Source organism: Enterococcus mediterraneensis, from assembly GCF_900604485.1.
GTDB lineage: Bacteria > Bacillota > Bacilli > Lactobacillales > Enterococcaceae > Enterococcus_C > Enterococcus_C mediterraneensis.
Genome location: NZ_UWOP01000001.1, coordinates 30,063 through 52,265 on the forward strand (window position 1 = coordinate 30,063; position 22,203 = coordinate 52,265).

The following is a 22,203-nucleotide window of genomic DNA, read 5'->3' on the forward strand; positions in this document are numbered from 1 at the left end:
AGCATTAGAACGAAGAAAAACTGGTCGATTCAATTGTAGCTGTAAAAGAAGGGTGGAGCTCTTTTTTTAACTATTCAAAATCAAATAATTACCGAATTGGTATAGATCTATATCAGATTTTTTTATTATAAACCATTCATTCTTAAAGATAAAAGTTGTTATTTACGTTTATTAGCGCTAACGTATATCTTTGAGATATATATATAATATTTTAAAAATATATAAAAGGAGTAGTTTAGATGAAAAAAATCATTTTTTTGTTGGCAGCAGCAGGAGCAGTGGCCACTTTAACAACTGGTACAATAACGGTTCAAGCAAGCGAGACAAAAGAAAGTCCTAAGGTTGTTCAAGAATGGAAAGAGCCGCTTCACGTCACCAACATCGATATAATCAGAACCGATACGAAAGAGAAAATTAATTCTGGTGTTACCACATTTTCAAGCGGACAAGATATTCCAATTGCATTCAAAGCCAATTATTATGGAGGAAAAATTGCAGATTATCCTAATGGTCAATTTTTAGGACTAAGTATTGGTGCAAAGAACGTAACCATCAATTTTAGCCGCGCTGCTGCTGTTGCTAACCCAGACGGAAGCTCAAGTTTAATAGGTGAGGATGTGATCCATGTCGGAAAAGAAGTGACGCAACAATTCCAATTACAATTTACGATAACGGGCGACGGTGTTTCTGACGTTCAGACACAGACAATCACTTTTGTTCCTGAAACAAGCGGATCAACAGGTTCGTCAGATTCATCAAGTTCTTCAAGTTCTTCAAGTTCTTCAAGTTCGTCAAATACCTCAGATTCTACAGATACAACATCAACAAAAGATTCGTCGACGTCTGAATCTGAAACATCAGGTTCTAATGATCCGCATCATTCTGTAACACCAACAGATCCAGATGATTCAAATGGTTCAGAAGAACCGGATCCTTCGACAGAACCAACTGGAACAAGCGGATCAGAGGAACCACAAACAACATCTGAATCAAATTCTACACAACCAAGCAGTTCTGAATCTGTACAAGAACCAGAACGTTCAAGCAGTGTAACGTCAACAACTGAAGATCTTGCTGATACTTCAGAAAAAGCAGTCTTAAAACCAGATACAAAGTCATCTGATTCTGCTAAGAATCTGACTTTACCTAAGAATAATTCCTCGAAAAGATTACCAAAAACCAGTGAGGAAAATTCGATTGCTTTGACACTCGGCGGTATTATCACACTTATTGGAACAATCGGTTTAATTATCAAGCGCAAACTCTAAAATAAACTTTTATTACCATACAAAAAAGCTCGTTGTGACTGTAAAAACGGGCTTTTTTGTATGGTGATTTTTAGATTAGATTGACAAAAATCTGCAAGTTATGGCTGGTAAATATCAAGTAATCTGAGTTTATTTTGATTCTATATCTAGGGATTCATCAATTGATTTTTTAGTATTTTGATGTTTACGCAAAAAAACTTGTCACTTTCAGCAAACTACGACGTCTGAATGCAGGAAAAATATCTTTTTTGTACAAATATTTGCTGATTCTATGTATTTTAAAGAAAATAGTTGTAAATAGCGGGATTAAAGAAGGGGATAACCGATAATGTAGTTGTTAAATAGAAGGTATAAAATTTTCTTATTTTAGTTTACATAATATATATTAAACAAAGTTATTAATAAAATTTTGACTTTACCAACTAGATACATTTTACTCAATTTCATCTGTTTTGACCCCCTACTTAAGCAAAATATCGGTGAAATCACTCTAATTTTATCTTAAACAGCTTTTTGTATAGAAAAACGCAGCAATTCAAGAATTTTTTTCTCAGAGATTCTTTAACAATAAAGATTTATAGCAAATCAATTTTAAAGTTTTGATTTATGATCACTGGCTGTAATTATTTGCTTGTCGACTTATTTTTCTTAGTCAATTTTTTGCCGCTTTTTTCAGCAGTTCAATTTTTCCTTTAAATATCAAAACGTTGCATGCTTAGAAATTTCTGATATCAAAAGTAAATTATTCATATTAGTGACACGTCGCTGATTTTCTTTAATTCTTAAAACACAGTCAATCAAAGCGTTCGCTGAAAATTGTTTTTTACTCCTGTTGGTAGTATAATAGCACTATGAGGTGATCAATATGGAAACAAAAGAACGTAAAAAGAAAATCCAAGTGAATATCGATCGAAGTCTTGCAAACGATGTTGACGCTATTTTAGAGTCGTTAGGATTAAATCAAACAACCTTGATCACAGCACTTTATAAACGAGTAGCAGCTCAAGGAGAAGTTCCCTTCTCTCTTGCTCTGACCAAAGAAGAAAAAATCAACCTTGAACTCATGGATGCTATCGATTTAATACCAACACAACATATCTCTACGGCGGAAGAACTGTCTAATTGGCTGGATGAAGATGAATAAACATGATGTGCTGATCGCATATATCTCCTATACTGATGATCCCAATGCTGGCGGTAAACGCAGACCAGCGCTGCTTATGCAGAAACAAGATAATCTCCTTCATGTTCTTAGAATCACTTCGAAATTCCATAATAAATCTGAGTATATCAAAAAACTGTACTATCCAATTAAAGATTGGAAGTTAGCAGGATTGAAACAAGAATCTTGGATCGACATTGGCGCGATTAGAACGATCGACGCCAATCAATTAAAAACCATAAAAATCGGACAGTTGACCTTGCGAGATAAACAAGAACTTACTCGATTCATCAAAAATTATTATCGATATGACTAAAAAGCGATCTTATAAGGATCGCTTTTTTAATTTCTATTAATCTCCGTCTTTTAACCATCTTTTAACCGTCTGTTGATAACAAAATTTTTATGGCTTCAATAAGATTTTTCCGATACTTTTACCGGATTCTAAAAAATCATGAGCTTCTTTCCCCTTAGATAACGGAAAAATCGTTGGCTCGCTGATAGCTATTTTGCCTTTTCTAAAATAGTCAAAAAGCCGCTCGCTTCGTTCTTTCCGTTCAGTAGCACTGGTCAAATAGTCCCATAAGTCGCCAGTCAAGATGCTTTTTGATTGAGAGAGTAATTCAACAAGATCGACAGCAGGCGGTGTTCCTCCCGCCATACCAAAGAACACAAGTTTTCCTCTGTTTTTGAGCAAACGTATACTGTCTAGTAATGTGATCCCTACTCCATCATAAACCGTGTCAAAATAAGAAATGTAATCCTTCTGCCAATCCATCTTGCGCAAAAAGACTTTTTTAGCTCCTTGATCCAATGCTAGTTGTTGTTTCTCACGAGAGGATGTAACGCCATAGACATTCAGTCCGTCAGCAGTCAGCATTTGTGATAAGATTTGTCCTACGCCCCCGCTTATTCCATGAACAAAAACATCTCGATCCTTAATCATATCTCCTAAATCGTGAGCCAAAAAATCAGCAGTCAAGCCTTGCAAACCGATACTTGCAGCTAATTTAGTATCTAGATCATCAGGAATCTTTATTGCATTTGCCTCAGGGACGGCTACTAGCTCAGCATTCGAAAAAGGAACATCCACAAACAAGACTTTGTCGCCGATTTTAAAGTCTGACGTTACTTCTGATCCCAATGCGACGATCGTTCCCGCTCCTTCATAGCCGTTTATAAAAGGAGAACGTTTTTCTATATGATACGTCCCTCTTCTTCGGTAAATATCCGCATAGTTCAGCCCGATATATTCCATTTTCAACAGTAAATCCTTTTTAGTGATCACTGGTTCTAGTAATTCTCCGTATTCTAAAACGTCCGAACCTCCAAAGTGATCAAAAAATAAAGCCTTCATCCCTGCATAATCTCCCGTCATTTTTGTTTTGTTAGTAAGAATAAGATATCTTGAACTCTTAGCATACTCTACTGAGTAATAATGACACTTTTTTCTGCTTTTTGAAAGGATGTGCTCTTTTCTTAGGAGTAAATAACTCTAAAATTTATACATACTAAAACCCCAGATCTTTATTCCAAAGATCTGGGGTTACTCAGCTAATTAACGCCCTCCTGGTCCGCCCATTTGGGTGCCGGAAACAGCTTCACCGGATTGAGAAACGGTTGTGGCGATATCTGTCAGTTCAAATGATCCCAACTTATCACCATTTGTTTTGGTTCCTGTTTCATATAATCCATTCGTTTCTTGCGCATCAGTTGAACCGCCGCTGATGATGGAATAAGTTTCGCCTTGTTTCATGTCAGGTGTTGAAATGACGGCATATTGATAGGCTTTACTTGGTTTGAAAGTCGCAATGGCCTTACCATCAGCATCTGTTAAACTTAGCAAAGTATTAGCGGATTGCGAACTGTCAAAGTAGATCCCGACAGCAGCTTGACTGGAGCTGTCACTGATGGTTTGCGCCATATCAGAAGTACCGACCGCGATCAATGTACCTCCTGATAAATCGAATGTTCCGCCATAATCTAATGAACCATTACCGCCGCTTGTTGGTCCATTGACAATCACTGTGCCGTCAGTCATAGTGATATTACCGTTGCTATCGAGTCCATCACCTTCAGCATTGACAGTTAAAGTTCCACCGCTGATCGTTAGCTTCTTGCTGTCATCTGCCTCCTCTCCTCCACCAGGACCACCAAACGAATCTGCGCCGAATTGTCCGGTGCCTTCATTTGTATCACTACCGCCTCCTGCGTTTATTCCATCATCGCTTGCAGTAACTTTAGTATCGCCGCCTTTGATAGAAATCACGCTGGCTTCGATTCCTTCATAAGATTCATTGATCGCCAGCTTTCCATCACTGATGGTCAATTCATTGTCAGCATGGACGCCGTCATCTCCAGTTGTGATCGTAAAGGTACCGCCGGTGATTTCAGCAGTATCGTTGCTATGGATGGCATCATCTGCGCTATCGATGGTATAAGTACCGCTGGAAACCAAAATCTTACTTCCCGCTTTGATTCCTTTGTAGCTTTCTTCTGCGGAAACAGATTGGCTTTGAGAGCCATCAGCGGTTTTGATCGATAGATCAGCGTTCTGGATACTAACATTAGTTTCTGCTTGAATACCGTCCCTGCTGCTTGAGATTTTAAAAGTTCCGCCATCGATCGCGACATAGCCTTTTTCTGTATCTTCGGCATTTGTCGCTTGGATACCGTCACCTTCTGTTGTCGTTAAAGTATAGTTCCCATCACGGATCGATACAGCATCTTTCCCTTTTAAGGCGTTATTCTTGGCTTTGATATCGTAAGTTCCGGAGATCAAAATCAGGTCATCTTTGCTGCGGATACCATTGCTGTAATTTCCATTGACCTTCAGCGTTCCTTCCCCATTGATCACAAGATCTTCTTTACTGTAAAAAGCCGCGTCCGGTTCTGTTTCGCCTGTTGCCAGTTGATAGTTTGTTCCATCTGTCAAAGTCGTCGTTGTTCCTTTAACAAGTGTTGTGATGACTTTCTCTGAACTTTGGATCGATACAGCTGGTCCAGTGCTATTAGTAATGGAAACATCATCAAAAATCAATCGTACTTTATCTTCTTTGCCGGCACTGACGACAAGCTGACCGTCACTTAGGGAACCTGTGATGACATATGTTCCAGCTTTAGTGATAGTTACTGTTTGATCTTTGACGGTCACACCTTCTGCTTCACTCGTTGAACTATCTGATAAAGAGATCTTTGTCGCTGTGTCCTTATCATAATCAGTCGTTAGATCCTCTTCTTCATAGTCGCCATAGTCAGCAGTGTCATTACTTGATGTTGCGACCGTGCTGGTTGAATTTTCGGTGTTAGTGCTAATACTGATATTGCTTGAGTCCGCTTTGCTGCTGGAATCAGTTTGTTGGGTACAGGCTGCTAAAATCATACTTGAAAGCAGCAACGAATAGATTAGTCTCTTTTTCATAGCGGCTCCTTTCTATAACTCATCGCGATTTGTCGCGACTTTTCCTAGAACGACGGGTAAATTTCCGTTGCGCACGCGGATCGCATCGATCAGTTCTTTTTCTTTTGCTTCATCTTTTAAAAGCAAAACATAGCGCAATTCATACAGACTGCCCATGGTCGTCGTCCGTACAGAATTCAATTTATTGCTGTAGGTATAGTTTTCAAAAATATCTTGGAATAGATCGGGATAATCTAAATCTTCCGGAATCGTCACTTTCAGCTCTCTTTCAGCGACTTTCGAACGATCACCAAAAGGAAACAGATGCAAAAGAATCAAAAATGCGGCAACAATAGCGGAAAAAATTACACTGTAGATGACATAGCCCATACCAGTCGCAATCCCGATACCCATCGACCAGAAAATACTGGTGATTTCCCGGGAACCGCCGGCAACTGAACGGAAACGGATCAAACTAAATGCTCCGACTACCGCCAGTCCTGTTCCAAGATTGCCATTGACCAGCATGATCACCGACTGGACTAAGACAGGCAATACGGCTAATGTCACAACAAAACTTTTTGTGTAAACATTTCGTACCATATGCACGCGAGCGACTAACAAACCTAATGCGAGAGAAACAAGGATACAAATCAGCAGATCACTCCACTGGATACTAGTTCCTGATTCAAATAAGCTAGATAACATGTATAATTTCCTCCTTGTTTCTTACAAATAAATGCCGTTTATAGGTTTCGGCGTACTTTGAAAAGCTTCCTTTACGAATGTCGTAGTCGTTCAATAACTGCACGAACCAAAGGGGATAAGCGCCTAATGCCTTTACTTCCATCAAAAAATCGATCTCTGGCGCTACCAATGCACCGCTGCTTCCTTTTTCTAACGCTAATTCTTGTGTACGATAGCGAATATTTTGGTCAAAAGTCACACGGAATTCTTCCTCTTCATTGCCAAAAAGCGAGAGACGATCATAAGCAATCAACACTTTCGGCTGCAAATCTCCATGTCGAGAAAACAACCAATTGATTTCCTGTGCGATCTGAAGATCATTGTCAGCAGGGAAATTTCCAGTAGCTAACCACGTACGATAATCACTGTAAGAAAGGGGCAATCTTCGTTTATAGACGATCCCTTTGACTTTTTTCTTGATTTCTAGAAAAACTAGTTGATCCTCATTAGGTACGCCGTAACTGCGGACGCGAAATTTTTCTTTGTATTTTGGTTTATCCATGGAATGTTGGATGAATCGATAATCAGGTGTGTCGAAATATAGAGATAGGATCGTGTGTTTCCCGAACTCATCTACGGTCATCTGTTTTGTCAGTTCTTGAAAGAAGCCGTTAAATTGGTTTTGAGTCAGTAAATACTTGGTTTCTTTTCGTTGAAAGACTTTTTTTAGTTTCATCATCATTACCTCCTGTTTTTTCTGTATCTCAGCGTTGACTGTATGTCATTGCGATGACACTAATTTACTTGTTTCAGCTTAAGCTAAGCTTAATGAGGAGAATTTTCTGTACCAATATCCATCAAGCGATGAATGATAAACAGAAATATGCTGATCCCGATAAAGACGATCCCCACTGTTGGATAAAGAAAAAGATACGGTGAGGATGTACCGGAGATCTCTAAGATACCTTTTAAAATCATGCCGGTTGCGCAGCTGGCCAGACCGGAATTATAGAGGTTAAAAGCGAGTCGGTTTTTCAATGTTCCTAATAAATTAGAAAAAAGGACTACCCCACTGCCGCCGATCAAAGGAACGAGCCAGACCCAGTGCAGTGATGATGAAACAATCCCGTGACTAAATAGATGATAAATATACTGGAAAATAAAAAGTGATCCAGTAATTGCAAGATAACTGATGATCGTTTTTCTTTGCTTCATGATGCTCCTCCTAACCAATATATAGAATGTCGCTGACTGATCGTTCGGTGTTGCCGGTGCCTCCAACGGTTTGATTGACGACCTTACCATTGAAATACATCGTCGATGATCCCCCGCCGTCAAGATTATAGGCAGTCTGCGCACCGTGATCTTGTAAAACTTCTGCCAATTGACTCAAACTTAATCCCTTGCTGTCGTCTGTCCGACCTTCTGAAACTACCAATAGATAATGATTTTCCTCTAGTTGAGCGATAGCCGTTCTGGGATTGCTGGCCATCGATTGCGAAACTTCCTCATTTTCTCCAACAACGACTTTGCCGTTTTCTACTAAAGCCGGACCAAAGGATAAGATTTGTTGCGCACCGTCTTCCGCTAAAGTTTTTGCACTAGTTTCTGCTTCTTTGATGATAGAAAAATCCCCGTTTTCATCGATCACCAAATCCTGTTTATCAGCATCTTCACTAGCTGTGTCACGATAAAGGGTACCGTTACGCAAAACATACCCCGTATCGCGAAATCCATAAAAATCCCCATTTATCGCTAAGATCGCTTGATTTTCTTCTGCTATCTTAGAAGTTGTCTCTTTGATGTTTCGTCCATACGTGTTTTCAGCCAAAGCGGTTTTGAGGTAACTGGGATCGCTGACTTGAACGTCCGCTAGATAAACCGTGGTATCTTCTACTCGTTCAGAAGTGATGGTCACTTGGATGTTTTCATCCTGGTAGCTGGTATCGGTGATCGTTGCTTTGTTATCAGTAGTGTCAGACGTAGTGGTTGTGGTTTGGGAGTCAGAACTTTCTTTGGAGCTTACAGCGGTCACTGCGATAGCTTCAGGCAGAACATAGGTTTTTAATAAAATATAGGCGGCACTCCCAGTAAGAAACAAACCATACAATGCTGCCCATAAAAACGACTTCTTTAAAAAACGCTTCATTGAATTTCTCCTCCTTTAAAAATCAGCCGCCGTTGGATCGCGAAGCTGGCAAAGAACAGTGTGATGTCTACCAACAGTTTGCAGAACAAAAGTGAGCGGATAAAGAGCGATAAAGTTGAGACTCCTAACCAGCTGAAAACTAACTGTACGAGGAACAACAGACTGTACTTGAAAAAAGCAGCCTTGCCTTTTCGCTTTTGAAAGACAAATCGTCGATTGACGTGATAGTTGTAGACTCCAGAGGTGATTCGAGCAATCACTGTTATCGCCAGAAGAGCAGCCGGGCTCTTCCCGCCTGTTAACAAGACCAATCCGTAAAATAGACTTAAATCAACAAATGAAGATGTGAGCGATGAAAACAGGAAACGAAGTAAAGGCTGATAGACCAAAAATGAGTCTTGCAGCGGTCGGAAATGTGACTGCTGATTATTATCTTCATAGATCGTTTCGATAGGCAGTGTCTTGATATGGTAGCCACTTGAGGGAAGCTCTAATAATTGATTGATCTCATATTCAAAACGATCGCCAGCTATCGATAAGAGGTCATGGATGCTAGTACTAGAAAAACCTCTCAAACCTGTTTGTGTATCTTGGAGTCGGATCCCTGAAGCAAGAAAATAAAAAAGACTGGTCAGTTTGTTTCCAAAGTAGCTGCGAAAAGGCGTTTCTTGATAAGAAAAATCACGGACTCCTAATAAGATCTCATGATGAGTCAACTTTATTGTCTCCACTAGCATTTTTTTGATATCAGAAATACTGTGTTGTCCGTCGCCATCAGCGGTTATGATCCCTTTAGCTGTTGGAAAATTCTCAGCGATATATTCAAAACCGGTTTTAAGGGCGTGACCCTTACCGATATTTTTGTCATAACGGATCAAATGAATCCGCGGATGCTGCATTTGATCAAAAATTTCTGTATACTCGGCACCACTGCCATCATCTACAATGACTAACTCATTAGGCAGTGTTTGAATCAGATCATGAATAAAAAAAGTTGTTTTATTTGTAGGTTCATAAATTGGGATCAATAGGATCGAGTTCATGTTTATCACCTGCGCTTTTGTAAGAATGTCTCTTATTTTACGCAGGTGTCTTAAACTTCCCTTAAAGCAAAAAAGCCGCAGACGATTGGTCTACGACTTTTCTATAATTGTTTTATTATTTAGTGGATGGTTTTTTCAAAGGTTCCCCAAACTTTTACTTCTTTGTTTTCTACCATGACTTGTCCTTTAGCGATCACAGTATCGATATCCAAAGTCTTTTCATCAAGCAGGCAAAGATCTGCATCAAAGGTTTCTTTGACCTGTCCTTTGCCTTGAAGTTTCAGGATTTTAGCGGGATTTTCTGTAATAGCCCGGATCGCGATCTCTAGCGGAATATTTTCCTTCAAGACTGCTTCTTTGATCCCTACCATCAAAGCCTTGGAACTGCCCACGCCAAGACCGAGGAATTCATTTTTTTCATTGAAATAAGGCAGACTGCCTTGGCCATCGGATGTCATCGTGAATTTATCTAATTCAACGCCTTCTTCTAATAACCGCTTCAAGCCTTTGCTGAAACGGATCTCGCCATCAGTTTTTTCCCAGAAATCAGGATCTTCACTGGCTGTAAAGTCGATGACGCCGCCTTTTTTCGCAAATTCGATGCAGGATTCAAAAAGTTCCTGTGTTCGATTGGCATGAGTAGGTAAAAATTGTGTGATAGGGATCTCAGTTTCTTCGATAGTTTTCAAGATCAGTTCTAGCTTGCGGTCACCGCCGCCTAAATGGACATTGACGATCCCGGCTTTGCCTGACAGCATGCCGCCAACGCGTGCGTCCGCGACTGCGCGGGTGAATTCCTCAAAAGAAGGCTGTGAGGAACGATGATCGGAAATGGCGATCTCGCCGATACCGATCACTTTATCGATAGTCAAGAAGTCTCTGATCAAAGAATCGCTGACGGTTTTTACCGGCAATCGATAGGAGCCTTCATAGACAAATGTCGTGATCCCTTCCGCTTCTAATCCTCGCGCTTTACTGATCAACGCGACCATATCCCGGCCTTCACCGTCTGTACCCAAACATCCTACGACGGTAGTTACACCGGCTGTGGTCAGCTGGCTGAGGGTGACTTCCGGTGTCCGGTTTTGGAAGCCGCCTTCCCCACCGCCGCCTAAGATATGAAAATGACAATCGATAAATCCCGGTACAACGATTTTGCCGCTGCCATCGATCTCTGTGACACCAAATTCAGATAGATCAGTTGTGATCTGATCGGCGATTTTGATGATTTTTTGATCACTTAATAAAATATCTTTTGTTCCGATAAAATCGGGGGCGTAGACTTTTGCTTGACGAATGATGATCATTTCTTTTCCTCCAACTATGTTGCGTTTATTATTTCATTTGGCGATCTTTTTCCGCCGCGGTTTTGACCGCGTTGATCACGGCGGATCGCAGTTGTCTGTCTTCCAGCTCTTTGACTGCGGCGATGGTAGTTCCGCCTGGTGAGGTCACCATGTCCTTCAGCTCTCCCGGGTGCTTTCTGGTATCTAATAACATTTTTGCCGCACCGAAAACAGCCTGTGCCGCCATTTCATAAGCGACCGACCGAGGCAAACCTTCTGAGACCGCACCATCCGCCAATGCTTCGATAAACATGTAGGTATAAGCTGGAGAAGACCCGCTGACACCTACAACTGCCGGTATCAAAGATTCAGCAATCAGTTCTGCTCGTCCAAAGCTGGAAAAAATTGTCATGATTTCTTCTGCATCTTCTTTCGTAACTTGCTGATTCACAGAGACAGAAGACATACCGGCTCCGACTAATACTGGAGTATTCGGCATAACGCGAATGATTTTTTTCTGGCTGCCCACAACTTTCTCCATTTGTTCGATGGTAACACCAGATGCGATCGAAACGATGATATGATCATCTGTCAGCTGTGTTTTGATCGCAGATAACTGTTCTGAAATAAGATGAGGTTTGACTGCCAACAGGACGATTTCAACTTGTTGTACTAATTCTTCGCGTTCCTTAACAGGAGTGATTTTTAGTTCTGTCGCTAATTTTTCCAGCGTAGGCTGATAGCGGTGATTATAGACCAGGATCTCCTCCGGTTTATAAAGCTCTGCATGGATCAGACCTTCAATGATCGCTCGTGCCATATTTCCGGCGCCAATAAATCCGATTTTTTTCAAAATATTCCAGCTCCTTTGTGATTTTCTTTTAAAAGCGTACCATATTCGGCTTTATTTAGTAACTATTTCAATTGTAATTTTTAGATAGAACTAAAAAAGAACTGACTCTCAATCATCAAAGTCAGTTCTTTTTTGATTTTGGTTTACATAATAAAAATATAGTCAAATATATCGAGCAATCAATTGGATCAGTTGTTCAGGGAACTTCTGCAAGTCAGTAATATCTAAGAAACGCTGTTCGCCATAGATCTCTTTGATCTTTTCTTTGTCCTCACCGATCGCTGCCGCCAAATATAAGATTCCTTGCCGTTCATATTCATTGATGACAGATTGGATGTCTTCTGAAGCTTTTTTGCCGGTATAATCCGGCAATGCTTTTGGCTGACCATCGCTGATATTGATCAATAGTTTGGTAGTTGCATTTTGTTGGACTAACTTCTCGCTCAACAGTTTCAGCGGTACCCCGTCACGATTGTTTTGCCGCGGTTTCATACTGACGATTTTTTCTGCAACATAGTTGAAAGGATCGTCAAATTCCTTGTAAGAATAGATCGAAGTTTTTTCTCTTGCGGACAAATCAGCGGTATCACCGTAGATCATCAATGGCAGATCTAGTCGCTGTGCCAATTCATTGACCGCTAATGCTGCTAGTTTGGCACTTTCGATCCGATCATCTCGAATCATTGACCCGGATTCATCGACCCGAATCGCTAATGCTAGTGATGGCACTTCATGAGGCGGATTTTTTTTATCAAAAGTCCGATAATCACCATAAGCTACCCGACTGGCATCAAAACGTGTACCCATGTATTTACCTTTTTGATAGGCGGAAGTCCGCTCGTTTTCCAAAATATCTTGTAATGGTTTGACTAATTTTTCAACGATCGGCAAGATCTCAGCGGTCAGTTTTTTAGCAGTCTTTTGAGCATTGGCGGTGATTTTTGGTCGATGAATGATCAGGCCTTCTTTTTTGTGGCTTGTATCTCTCATCGTTTCACGGGCTTCTTTGTTCAACTGCCGTTGTTTTTCTTTTTCTTGTTTCTGATAGTCCTCGATACTGCTGTTGCTTTCGCTGAGGGACTGCTCCTCACTCTCGCTGCCTTTTTGACTCTTGGTATCTTGTGGGGTTCGTTTATCGGCTTCCAGTTCAGTTTCATTTTTTTCGGTTTTTTCCGCAGATTCCTCTGTTTGAGATTGTTCAGGAGCCGTTTCGGTCGTTTCATCTGTTGTACCTAGAATTGTTTCTGGCTCTGCTTCTTCAGTGATTCCCCGCTCATCCGCTTCTTCTTGGGAAATCTTGCGTCCTCGGACTTGAGATTTTTTGAACTCCTTCAGCGGCTGATTAGTCATCAACAAGCGTAAATCCGCCAAATAGCCGCTTTCTTCCAAAGCTGTTGTCAAAATCTTCAGTTCATTAGGATCTGTCGTCAATTTATATAAGACCTTTGGGAAAATCGATTGCAAAGGATCTTTACCTTGGTCAACAGTATGGACCCAATAGAAATAAGACCGCATCCCCGCTACACCCTTGATGGCATTTGCTTTAGCTGTATTATCCAGTAATTGGATGATCTCCGCCATTTTTGTCAGGATGTCTTCGTTTTGATAACCGGTTTTGGCTTTTGCCCGTTGTGTCATGACGGAAATTGTTGGCAGATCCATTTTTTCGGCATGCTGCATCCGATCTCGCAACGATTCGTTCAATGGTCGGTTCCCTTGATAATTCCGGTTGGTGGTGATCACGACGATACAATCCGGGTGACGACGGATCATCCCCGTAGGCAGATTCAACATACCGTTATTTTCCAATGCCGAGTTCAACGCCACCAAAACAGAAGCATCACGGATCACAGTTGGTTCTTGGATTTCCAACAGATAGCCTTTTTCCAGCGCCCGCACGATTTCTGACGGATAGAATTTGTAATGGACGGTTTCTTGGGTATCTTGAGCATCTAATCGTTCGATCAGATCCGCTAATTTTTGGCGTGCGTTTTCCGCAGTTACTTGATAGTAGGTCTGGATCAAAGACAGCAGTTCCTGTAAGCTGTCTGTTTGATAGATCGCCTCTAGTAATTCGCCATCTAATTCATCATCTTCTACAACGATCGGTAAAAGCGCGCCAAAAACGTCTGATTTATCCATATCGGCAAAACAGGTGACTTTCGTATAAGGCAGTTGGAGATCATAAGACAATGCTTTTGCCAGCTGGGTTTTACCGGATCCGGCATCTCCTTCCAGCAAGACATTAAAGATCTTCATTTCCGGATCATCCCAGTTAGCTTTGATCTCAGAAGCGATCCGCAGTTCTTCTTCACTGTCTTGATGACTTGCCGGCTTTTGCCAGATCATTTGTTTTTCTAGTTTTGTAAAAAGGCGCCCCGTTGTGATTTCAAAGGGTGTCTGCATAGTTCTCACCTCTTAATATCCTAATTCGTCTAATAAGCGTTTCAAAATCTTGAAGCGTTCGCCGATCAATTCGCCATCTTTTTGCAACGTATCGTAATACAACAGGATATCCTCGTCGATCATTGGATTATCAGTATCGACTTCCACTGTCATGCGATTGCCTTGCAGACCGATGATGTCGATCAATGGATTTTCCGGATCATAGAATTTTTCATGACGGTACGCGTCTTGGAAATAAAGACTGGCTTGACTGACTAAGATCGCCAGATCCAAAATTCTTGTGATAGGCAGTTCCTCTGATTGGCGGGACCATTTTTCTCCGGTGTGACGCCAAACTTTCCCAGAGATATCGACTTTTCCTCGATCGTTCCATTGGGCCAATCCCAATGAAAGACCTTTAGCATCTGTATTTAACGCATTTCTGCCGTCAACTTTATCATAATCTTCCACTACGATCACTGGCTTGTGTTTTAAATTTGTAGGTATTTTCATCGCACATTCTCCTTTAGTAAATTAGTAATTTACTTATTTACTAAAGTATAGGAAAAAGGAGAGCTTGTTACAAATAATCTGTTTCTGTAATTTATCTGAAATTTACAGTTCCCTATGAAAAAACACAGCAGGGCAGTTCCTACTGTGCTTTCAATAAATTTTTTTCTATTTCCCCTTCTAAAGCAAGGATAATGAGCTTTTTATCATCTATTTTTGTGATAACATGTTAGTTTTCAATACGATACCGCTGACATTGGAAGATCGTTACTTTTCCAAAAAAATACACTCCCGTCTATATTCAGGGAGTGTCAAAACTTTTATAAAAATATAATGGCTTTATTGGGCGGAAATTGCGATACCGATCGCTTTTTCGCCTAAGTGTGTACCGATGACCGGGCCAAAATGTCCAATCTCGATAGTCGCATCGGGATATTTCTCTTGCAGTTTGGCTTTTTCTTCTTCAGCTACTGCTAGATTGTTCGCGTGGATCACATAAAATTTCGTCGGATGCTGGATCTCTTCGTCTCTTTGTCCAATGATCTCTTCCGCGCGAGCGAAGGCTTTTTTGCTGGAACGGATTTTTTCAAACAAAATGATCTTGCCTTTTTGGAAGGTCAGGATAGGCTTGATCTTCAACAATCCGCCGATCAATGCGGCTCCGTTTGTCAGACGGCCGCCTCGGACAAGATTGTTCAAATCATCTACGATCATATAAGCATAGGTATTGTCTCGGATCACATCGAGATGAGCTAAGATCTCAGACAATGATTTCTGCTCATCATTCATTTGCAGCGCCGCTTCTACCATATGACCCATCGGCATACTGGTGATCTCTGAATCATATGGAATGATCTCGACACCTTCAATTTCATCTTTGATACCATATAAAGTAGAGATAAATCCTGAGATACCACCTGAAAGATGGATACTCAAGATCGTATCGTAGCCTTTATCTTTCAGAGAGCCGTACAATCCCAGCACTTCTCCGAGAGCTGGCTGGGAAGTTGTCGGAAATTCCTTGCTGTTTTTCAATAAAGCGTAAAATTCATCTGCTTCAATATCAGTTCCTTCATTATAGATCGTTCCGTCAACAATCACAGGGATAGGAATGGTATATAGATCCTTATGATTTCGAATAGGTTCAGGCAGATAAGCTGAACTGTCAGTTACTACTGCTAACTTCATCTAGTTTCCTCGTTTCCAGAATTTTCACAAGTCTATCTTAAATATAGCATAAATGAAAGGTCAATCAAACCAGAAATCGTATCTTATTTATTCAAGAACTCGTTGATAGCTTTTTTATTCATCTCTTGATCCACCATCAAGACACTTCCTGCATCCCAAGTATTCCCGTAACTCCAGGAATCTTCCACCGGAACAGTTAAGCGATCGATGCCTCCAGCCCCTTTGGCCATCGACAAAGAATTTTTAAGTAGGAAACTCATTGGTAAATCAGTAGCGGCATAGCCCATCACTTTTCCTGCAGCATACGGCAGTTTTGCTAAAGCGATTGGATTTTTCAATTCACTGAAAATCGCGTTCATCACTTGTTGTTGTCTGCGAACCCGTCCAAAGTCGCCTTCTTCATCCATCCGGAAACGTGCATATTGTAAAAGTGTCAAACCGTCCATCTTTTGCGGTCCTTTTTTAATAGGGACTTCTAAGTTTTTGCTCATATCCTTTTCTGCGGTGATCTGAACACCTCCAGGAAATAACGTGTCAATGACCTTTTCAAAGGATTTGAAATCTACGATCGTATAATATTTTGTTTCGATGCCAAAGTTTTGAGCCAACGTTTTACGAACCAGTTCTGCTCCCCCATATGCATAGGCGGCGTTCAGTTTATTATTCCCTACACCTGGGATCTCCACGTAAGTATCCCGCATGAAAGATAATAATTTTGGTTTTTTGCTGGGACCGTCTAATTGTAAAACCATAACGGTATCTGCCCGCGCGTTTTCACCTTCTCGGCTATCGCTTCCCAGCAAAAGGATATTACTGGCACCATCTTGTGATTTAAATCCGTTGAAGGTCTCAGACTCGCCGTCAGATATGGTTTGGTCTTTGTCAGCGACCATTTTTCCTGCGGCAAAAGAGACACCGGAATAAATAACTAGTATCAAAATGATCTTTATGATCCAGCCAAGAATTAGATGTTTCTTTCTTTTCTTTGGTTTCTTGGGTTTCTTTTGTTTTTTCCAGCCTGTTTGTTGCGGCTGCGGCGGAGTTTGCTGGTAATGATACTCTGGTTCTCTTCTCTCATCTGTTGTAAATGACTCGTCAAAGCTGTTATCAAATTCATTATCCTGTGATTTTTGTGTTTTTTGCTCATGAGGATTGATTTCTTTGCGAGCAAAGATATTCTTTTTCTCTTTTGATTCTTCGTGAATATGCTTGTAGCGATCCATCCGACCCATGCAGTTGACCTCCAAATTTCTCATACATTTTCATTCTTAGGATAACGTAGCAGAAAAATAAAGAAAGAACTTCTTAAAAAATTTAAGAAATTCCTATTTTTTATTTAATTAAAATCACGCATATGTCTTCACTGGATAACTGCCTAAAAGATGGATTTCTCCTCCCAACAGTTCGATCTCAGCGATCGCATGGTAGACAAGCTGAATCGGTCGATCCAAAAGCAAGTCGATCACAAAGAAATATTCTCCCAAACTGGTCTTCAACGGACGAGATTCTATCTTGCTCAGATTGATCTCCCGCCAGCCGAATGCCGCCAACATTTTGTGGAGCATACCGGGTTTATTAGAGGGCAGTGTCAAGATCAAACTCATTTTTTCTGGAACTTTCCCCTCTTCTTTTTCTTTGCTGATCAGCCAAAAACGGGTCTGGTTCCAAGGGTTGTCTTGGATATTTTCTGCTAATGTCCGCAATTGAAAATGTTGCGCGGTCTCTTTTGAAGCAATCGCCGCGACGGCTTCTTCCGGGTGGTTAGCGACATATTCAGCTGCCGCAGTGGTAGAGGGCATCGGCATCAGCTGGGCTTGAGGATAATGGGTTTCAATGAAGTTACGAGATTGCGCCAATGCCTGCGGATGAGAAAAAATCATGGTGATATCTTCTCGTTCATTGATCAAAAACTGTTGCTGGATCGGCAAAATAATCTCGCTGTTGACAGTCAGATCAGGTTCTTGAGAAAGAATGTCAATGGTGCTATGGACGGAACCTTCTAAAGAATTTTCGATGGGAACGATCGCCGCGTGGACATCATCTTTCAAAACGGCTTTCAGACAATCGGGGATCGAGGAAAAAGCAACAAGTTCTCCGCTGATTTTTTTGGCTGCTTGATGGGTAAATGAACTTTCAGGACCTAAATAACCGATTTTCATCTTCAAACCATCCTTTCTATGATTTCCATCACCACTGCTTCTGGTGTTTTGCCGATAGTCTCTATGATATGGCTGGCACCTTCTTCATAGAAGTCAGCCCGTGCACGAAACAGTGCGGTGATCTCAGATTCTGTTTTTTCCGTTGCTAAAGGTCGGATATTTTTTTGATCTTGCCGGATACGCTGGATCAGCGTATCGCTGTCAGCTTTCAAATAAAAGACATGAGGATGTTGAGATAGGATCTTACGGTTCTCTTTCATTGTAATGATCCCGCCGCCAGTGGCAATGACGGCATCTTGGCGGAGCATCTCTTGCAGGATTTCCATTTCCTTTTTGCGAAAGGCAGCTTCACCGTACAGTTGAAAATATTCCGAGATCGGCATTTGGAGGTCTTCAGTGATGATTGCATCCAGATCGATCACCGGTTTATTCAACTGCTTTCCCAACAAAACCGCTACCGTGCTTTTGCCCGCGCCCATAAATCCTGTCAAAATGATACTAGCCATTGATGCCCGCTCCCTCGATCAAATTTTCGATATCAGCGAAAAAGTGCGGATAAGAAATGGCGACAGCTTCTGGGTTATCCAATTTACAGCGGCCATCTGCGATCAACGCCGCTACTTGCAGCATCATACCGATTCGATGATCTCCTCGGCTGGAAACTTCGGCACCATGAAGCGGTGTGGGACCGTGGATGATCAGCCCGTCTTCTGTTGCTTCGATCTTCGCGCCCATCTTCCGCAATTCTTCCGCGGTAGCGTCGATCCGATTAGTTTCTTTGACTTTTAATTCTTCCGCGTCTTTGATGATGGTTGTTCCCTGCGCTTGTGTTGCTAATAACGCAATGATCGGCAATTCATCGATCAGTCGCGGAATGATGGCACCGGAGATAGTAGTTGCCTTCAATGTGCTGTGTTTGATCTTTAGATCCGCCGCTTGATTGACAGGATCTGAAGATAATGTCTCGATATCTGCTCCCATTGCTTCCATTACTTCAAGAATACCGGTTCTAGTAGGATTTACCCCCACGTTGGATAAAATGATCTCGCTGTCAGGAACAATGGCTCCGGCAACTAAAAAGAATGCTGCCGAAGAAATGTCTCCTGGAACGACTACTGTTTGACCGGTCAATGTTTGCGGTCCTGTGAGGGTGATTTTTTTGCCCTCAACATCGATCTGTCCGCCGAATTGTCGGATCATTTCTTCCGTATGATTGCGGGAAGGCTCCTTTTCGATGATCGTTGAAGTTCCTTTGGTTTGTAATGCAGCAAACAAGATCGCTGATTTCACTTGCGCACTGGCAACCGGCATTTCATAATGGATCGGCTGCAATTCATCAGTACCGCGGATCGTAATAGGCGGGAATTCTGTGTCATTAGCTCCGGAAAGTTCTGCTCCCATTTGTCTTAAAGGGACCATCACACGGTTCATCGGACGTTTGTTCAAGGACGCATCGCCGTATAAGGTAGTTTCAAAGGGTTGTCCCGCCAAGATTCCCATCATCAAGCGGATCGTGGTACCGGAATTGCCTACATTAATCGCTTCGGTCGTCGCTGTCAATCCCTTTTTGCCTTTGCCGTGGACAGTGAGTGTTTCACCATCATCTTCGATCAAAACACCAAGTTTTTCAAAAGCATGGAGTGTACTCAAACAATCCTCTGCCCGTAAAAAATTCTTGATAGTCGTTGTACCGTCTGCCAGCGCTCCGAACATGATACTGCGATGAGAGATCGACTTATCCGCCGGAACATGAAGCGTTCCTTTTAATCCCCGTTGATTTTGTAATAATTCCATGATGCCCCTCCTACTTTATCCAACAATAAAAATCTGTCTTGTTTTCGATACATTCTTTTGCTGCTAATAGATCTGATTGGTTCTTGAAACTTATCTGCAGGATTCCAATGATGTCTTCGCGGGTTTCCTGAATCTTCAAATTGATCAGAGACAACCCAGCCGAACCCAAAATACCAGTCACTTCCGCGATGACACCAGGCACATCCGGCACATCTACGAACAAATCATAAAAGGCTGGGATCGCCCCTTGTTTGCGATCCGGCAATAGATCTCGCGTATCTTTTGCCCGTTCAAAAAAATCAAAGATCGCTGTCTGATCTTCCGCTTCTAACCAAGTGACCATCTGATCCATCGCTTTTTGCCATTGCTGCAAGCTATTTAGTAAAACGGCTTTATTGCTCAACAGGATATCCGTCCACATCGTTGGATCAGAAGAAGCGATCCGGGTGATGTCACGAAAGCCGCCTGCCGCTAATTGCTTGGCGCGAGGATGAGTCTTGGACAGATCATCCGCTTGATTCACCAACCCTGATGCAATGATATGAGGCAGATGACTAAGCATCCCGGTGACTTCATCATGTTCAGCAGCAGTCATCACCACATATTTGGCTCTAGTTCCGCGAAACAGATCTTTCAACAAGTCCAATTCCTGCTGGTTTTCCTCAGCGTCGGTAAAAATATAGTAGGCATTGACAAACAATTCACTGTCAGCCGCCTGTACACCAGATTTGTGAGAACCTGCCATCGGATGTCCCCCGATAAAGCGGAATTTTTTTGTTTGAGCACAAGCCATGATCTCTTGCTTGGTACTGCCGACATCAGTCACTAAGACTGTTTCTTTCAATGATAGGTTTTCCAATTCATCAAGGTATGCAGCAGCAGTTTTCACTGGTACCGCCAAAATGATGACATCGGCTTGCTCAGCGCCGGATGCAAAATCCGTCGGCACCTGGTCGATGATCGCTTGTTTTTCAGCGATCTCCCGCGATTTTTGTTGGATGTCCCAACCGCTGACAGTGTATTGAGGATGCTCCTTTTTGATACACAGTGCTAAAGAAGAACCGATCAGACCAAGTCCAACGATCAATATTTGCATAAAAAGCGCCTCCTAGTATTTTTCGTGATTTTCTAATGAATCGATGGGTGTAACAATGTTAGTAGTTTTTCAGGTATTCCCGATAATCAGCGACAGCTTCTTGCAATTCGTCAAAGGAATCACTGGAGAATTTTTGCAAGATCTCTGAAGCGAGCACAGTAGCTACGACATTTTCAGCGACGACACTAGCGGCCGGTACCGCGGTACTGTCAGAGCGTTCTACACTGGCTTTGTAAGGTTCTTTAGTGTCAATGTCGACACTTTGCAGCGGCTTGTACAATGTCGGGATCGGCTTCATCACACCTCGGACAACGATTGGCTGGCCATTTGTCATGCCGCCTTCAAAACCGCCCAGATTATTACTGCGGCGAGTATAGCCGTCTTCATCCCATAAAATCTCATCCATGACTTTGGAGCCTGGCAATGAAGCTAAGGTGAAGCCTGCACCAAATTCCACACCTTTGAAGGCATTGATGCTGACAACCGCTTGGGCGATCTTTGCATCCAGTTTTCGATCCCATTGGACGTAACTGCCTAACCCAGCCGGCACGCCGCCAACGACGACTTCCACTACACCGCCGATCGTATCGCCGTTTTTCTTAGTGGTATCGATCAGATCCTTCATGGCTTGTTCGACTGTTGGATCAACGACACGAACTTCTGAAGCGTTGGATTTTTCTTTGATCTCTTGGATCGTCAACTCATCAGGTAATTGGACCGTGATCCCTCCTAGTTCAGTCACGTGGCCGGCAACAATGATCCCCAGATGGGAAAGCAGTTGTTTTGCCACTGCGCCGATTGCTACCCGCATCGTCGTTTCTCTGGCAGAAGAACGTTCCAACACATTGCGGAGGTCGTCATGATGATATTTCATCCCACCGACTAAATCAGCGTGACCAGGACGAGGTCGAGCGACCCGACGCAGTTTTTGATCTTTTTCAGGAACTTCGGCTACGGACATGACGGTCGTCCAATTTTTCCAGTCTTTATTTTCAACGATCAATGTGACGGGCGAGCCCAATGTTTTTCCATGACGAACGCCGGATGTGATCCGGACTTGGTCTTTTTCGATTTTCATCCGACCACCGCGACCGTATCCTGTTTGTCTGCGGGCCAATTCATGATTGATATCGGCTACCGATAAAGGCATTCCTGCCGGCAGTCCTTCGATGATGGCGGTCAATTCCGGTCCGTGAGACTCGCCGGCTGTAAAATAACGCACA

Annotated in this window: 21 protein-coding genes; 3 read left to right on the plus strand and 18 right to left on the minus strand. The window is 42.1% G+C overall.

The genetic code is table 11. The features are described from left to right. Positions 1 to 239 precede the first annotated feature (239 nt). The 3 genes from EFB00_RS00155 to EFB00_RS00165 all read left to right on the plus strand — a co-directional run bounded on the left by EFB00_RS00155 (position 240) and on the right by EFB00_RS00165 (position 2,746). Positions 240 to 1,268, plus strand: coding sequence for an LPXTG cell wall anchor domain-containing protein (locus tag EFB00_RS00155; protein ID WP_122644923.1), 1,029 nt, complete (start codon positions 240 to 242; stop codon positions 1,266 to 1,268). A gap of 865 nt (positions 1,269 to 2,133) precedes the next feature. Then, positions 2,134 to 2,412: a type II toxin-antitoxin system RelB/DinJ family antitoxin gene (locus tag EFB00_RS00160; protein ID WP_122644924.1), complete on the plus strand. Its 279-nt coding sequence runs from the start codon at positions 2,134 to 2,136 to the stop codon at positions 2,410 to 2,412. Further along, complete coding sequence (locus EFB00_RS00165) at positions 2,405 to 2,746, plus strand: type II toxin-antitoxin system PemK/MazF family toxin (protein WP_164709404.1); 342 nt, start codon at positions 2,405 to 2,407, stop codon at positions 2,744 to 2,746. Before EFB00_RS00160 ends, EFB00_RS00165 begins: the two co-directional genes overlap by 8 nt. 87 nt (positions 2,747 to 2,833) lie before the next feature. Here the strand turns inward: EFB00_RS00165 and EFB00_RS00170 are convergent, their stop codons facing one another. The 18 genes from EFB00_RS00170 to aroC form a co-directional block, all read right to left on the minus strand. Continuing rightward, positions 2,834 to 3,787, minus strand: coding sequence for a zinc-binding dehydrogenase (locus tag EFB00_RS00170; protein WP_122644926.1), 954 nt, complete (start codon positions 3,785 to 3,787; stop codon positions 2,834 to 2,836). 201 nt (positions 3,788 to 3,988) lie between these two features. Continuing rightward, positions 3,989 to 5,851 carry a carbohydrate-binding domain-containing protein gene (locus tag EFB00_RS00175; RefSeq protein WP_122644927.1) on the minus strand — a complete coding sequence of 621 codons (1,863 nt, stop codon included), beginning with the start codon at positions 5,849 to 5,851 and terminating at the stop codon, positions 3,989 to 3,991. 12 nt (positions 5,852 to 5,863) lie between these two features. After that, on the minus strand, positions 5,864 to 6,538 hold the full coding sequence (locus EFB00_RS00180; protein ID WP_122644928.1) for a DUF4956 domain-containing protein: 675 nt from the start codon (positions 6,536 to 6,538) through the stop codon (positions 5,864 to 5,866). Then, the gene (locus EFB00_RS00185; protein ID WP_122644929.1) at positions 6,528 to 7,253 is read right to left on the minus strand and encodes a polyphosphate polymerase domain-containing protein; all 726 of its coding nucleotides are present in this window, start codon (positions 7,251 to 7,253) and stop codon (positions 6,528 to 6,530) included. The genes EFB00_RS00180 and EFB00_RS00185 overlap by 11 nt, the downstream gene beginning before the upstream one ends. 89 nt (positions 7,254 to 7,342) lie before the next feature. Then, entirely contained in the window at positions 7,343 to 7,732 is a 390-nt protein-coding gene (locus EFB00_RS00190) for a hypothetical protein (protein ID WP_122644930.1), read from the minus strand. A gap of 10 nt (positions 7,733 to 7,742) precedes the next feature. Next, entirely contained in the window at positions 7,743 to 8,666 is a 924-nt protein-coding gene (locus tag EFB00_RS00195; RefSeq protein WP_122644931.1) for a phosphodiester glycosidase family protein, read from the minus strand. Then, on the minus strand, positions 8,663 to 9,709 hold the full coding sequence (locus tag EFB00_RS00200) for a bifunctional glycosyltransferase family 2/GtrA family protein (RefSeq protein ID WP_122644932.1): 1,047 nt from the start codon (positions 9,707 to 9,709) through the stop codon (positions 8,663 to 8,665). Before EFB00_RS00200 ends, EFB00_RS00195 begins: the two co-directional genes overlap by 4 nt. A gap of 119 nt (positions 9,710 to 9,828) precedes the next feature. Then, positions 9,829 to 11,016: a beta-aspartyl-peptidase gene (iadA, locus tag EFB00_RS00205; RefSeq protein ID WP_122644933.1), complete on the minus strand. Its 1,188-nt coding sequence runs from the start codon at positions 11,014 to 11,016 to the stop codon at positions 9,829 to 9,831. A gap of 28 nt (positions 11,017 to 11,044) precedes the next feature. Then, complete coding sequence (proC, locus tag EFB00_RS00210; RefSeq protein ID WP_122644934.1) at positions 11,045 to 11,848, minus strand: pyrroline-5-carboxylate reductase; 804 nt, start codon at positions 11,846 to 11,848, stop codon at positions 11,045 to 11,047. 162 nt (positions 11,849 to 12,010) lie between these two features. After that, positions 12,011 to 14,254 (minus strand): AAA family ATPase, encoded by a 2,244-nt coding sequence (locus tag EFB00_RS00215; RefSeq protein WP_122644935.1) that lies wholly within the window; start codon positions 14,252 to 14,254, stop codon positions 12,011 to 12,013. 12 nt (positions 14,255 to 14,266) lie between these two features. Further along, positions 14,267 to 14,746: a DUF6530 family protein gene (locus EFB00_RS00220; RefSeq protein WP_122644936.1), complete on the minus strand. Its 480-nt coding sequence runs from the start codon at positions 14,744 to 14,746 to the stop codon at positions 14,267 to 14,269. 336 nt (positions 14,747 to 15,082) lie between these two features. Next, the gene (locus EFB00_RS00225) at positions 15,083 to 15,931 is read right to left on the minus strand and encodes a DegV family protein (RefSeq protein ID WP_122644937.1); all 849 of its coding nucleotides are present in this window, start codon (positions 15,929 to 15,931) and stop codon (positions 15,083 to 15,085) included. An 83-nt stretch (positions 15,932 to 16,014) separates the two neighbouring features. Next, positions 16,015 to 17,163, minus strand: coding sequence for an LCP family protein (locus tag EFB00_RS00230; RefSeq protein WP_122644938.1), 1,149 nt, complete (start codon positions 17,161 to 17,163; stop codon positions 16,015 to 16,017). A gap of 114 nt (positions 17,164 to 17,277) precedes the next feature. Further along, positions 17,278 to 18,090: a prephenate dehydratase gene (gene pheA, locus EFB00_RS00235; RefSeq protein ID WP_122644939.1), complete on the minus strand. Its 813-nt coding sequence runs from the start codon at positions 18,088 to 18,090 to the stop codon at positions 17,278 to 17,280. Positions 18,091 to 18,092: 2 nt separating this feature from the next. Beyond that, positions 18,093 to 18,596 carry a shikimate kinase gene (locus tag EFB00_RS00240; protein WP_122644940.1) on the minus strand — a complete coding sequence of 168 codons (504 nt, stop codon included), beginning with the start codon at positions 18,594 to 18,596 and terminating at the stop codon, positions 18,093 to 18,095. After that, positions 18,589 to 19,884: a 3-phosphoshikimate 1-carboxyvinyltransferase gene (gene aroA, locus EFB00_RS00245; RefSeq protein ID WP_122644941.1), complete on the minus strand. Its 1,296-nt coding sequence runs from the start codon at positions 19,882 to 19,884 to the stop codon at positions 18,589 to 18,591. The genes EFB00_RS00240 and aroA overlap by 8 nt, the downstream gene beginning before the upstream one ends. A gap of 10 nt (positions 19,885 to 19,894) precedes the next feature. Further along, positions 19,895 to 20,980 (minus strand): prephenate dehydrogenase, encoded by a 1,086-nt coding sequence (locus EFB00_RS00250; RefSeq protein ID WP_122644942.1) that lies wholly within the window; start codon positions 20,978 to 20,980, stop codon positions 19,895 to 19,897. A 58-nt stretch (positions 20,981 to 21,038) separates the two neighbouring features. Further along, positions 21,039 to 22,202, minus strand: a complete 1,164-nt coding sequence (gene aroC, locus EFB00_RS00255) for a chorismate synthase (RefSeq protein ID WP_122644943.1) — start codon at positions 22,200 to 22,202, stop codon at positions 21,039 to 21,041. Between the last annotated feature and the right edge of the window lies 1 nt (position 22,203).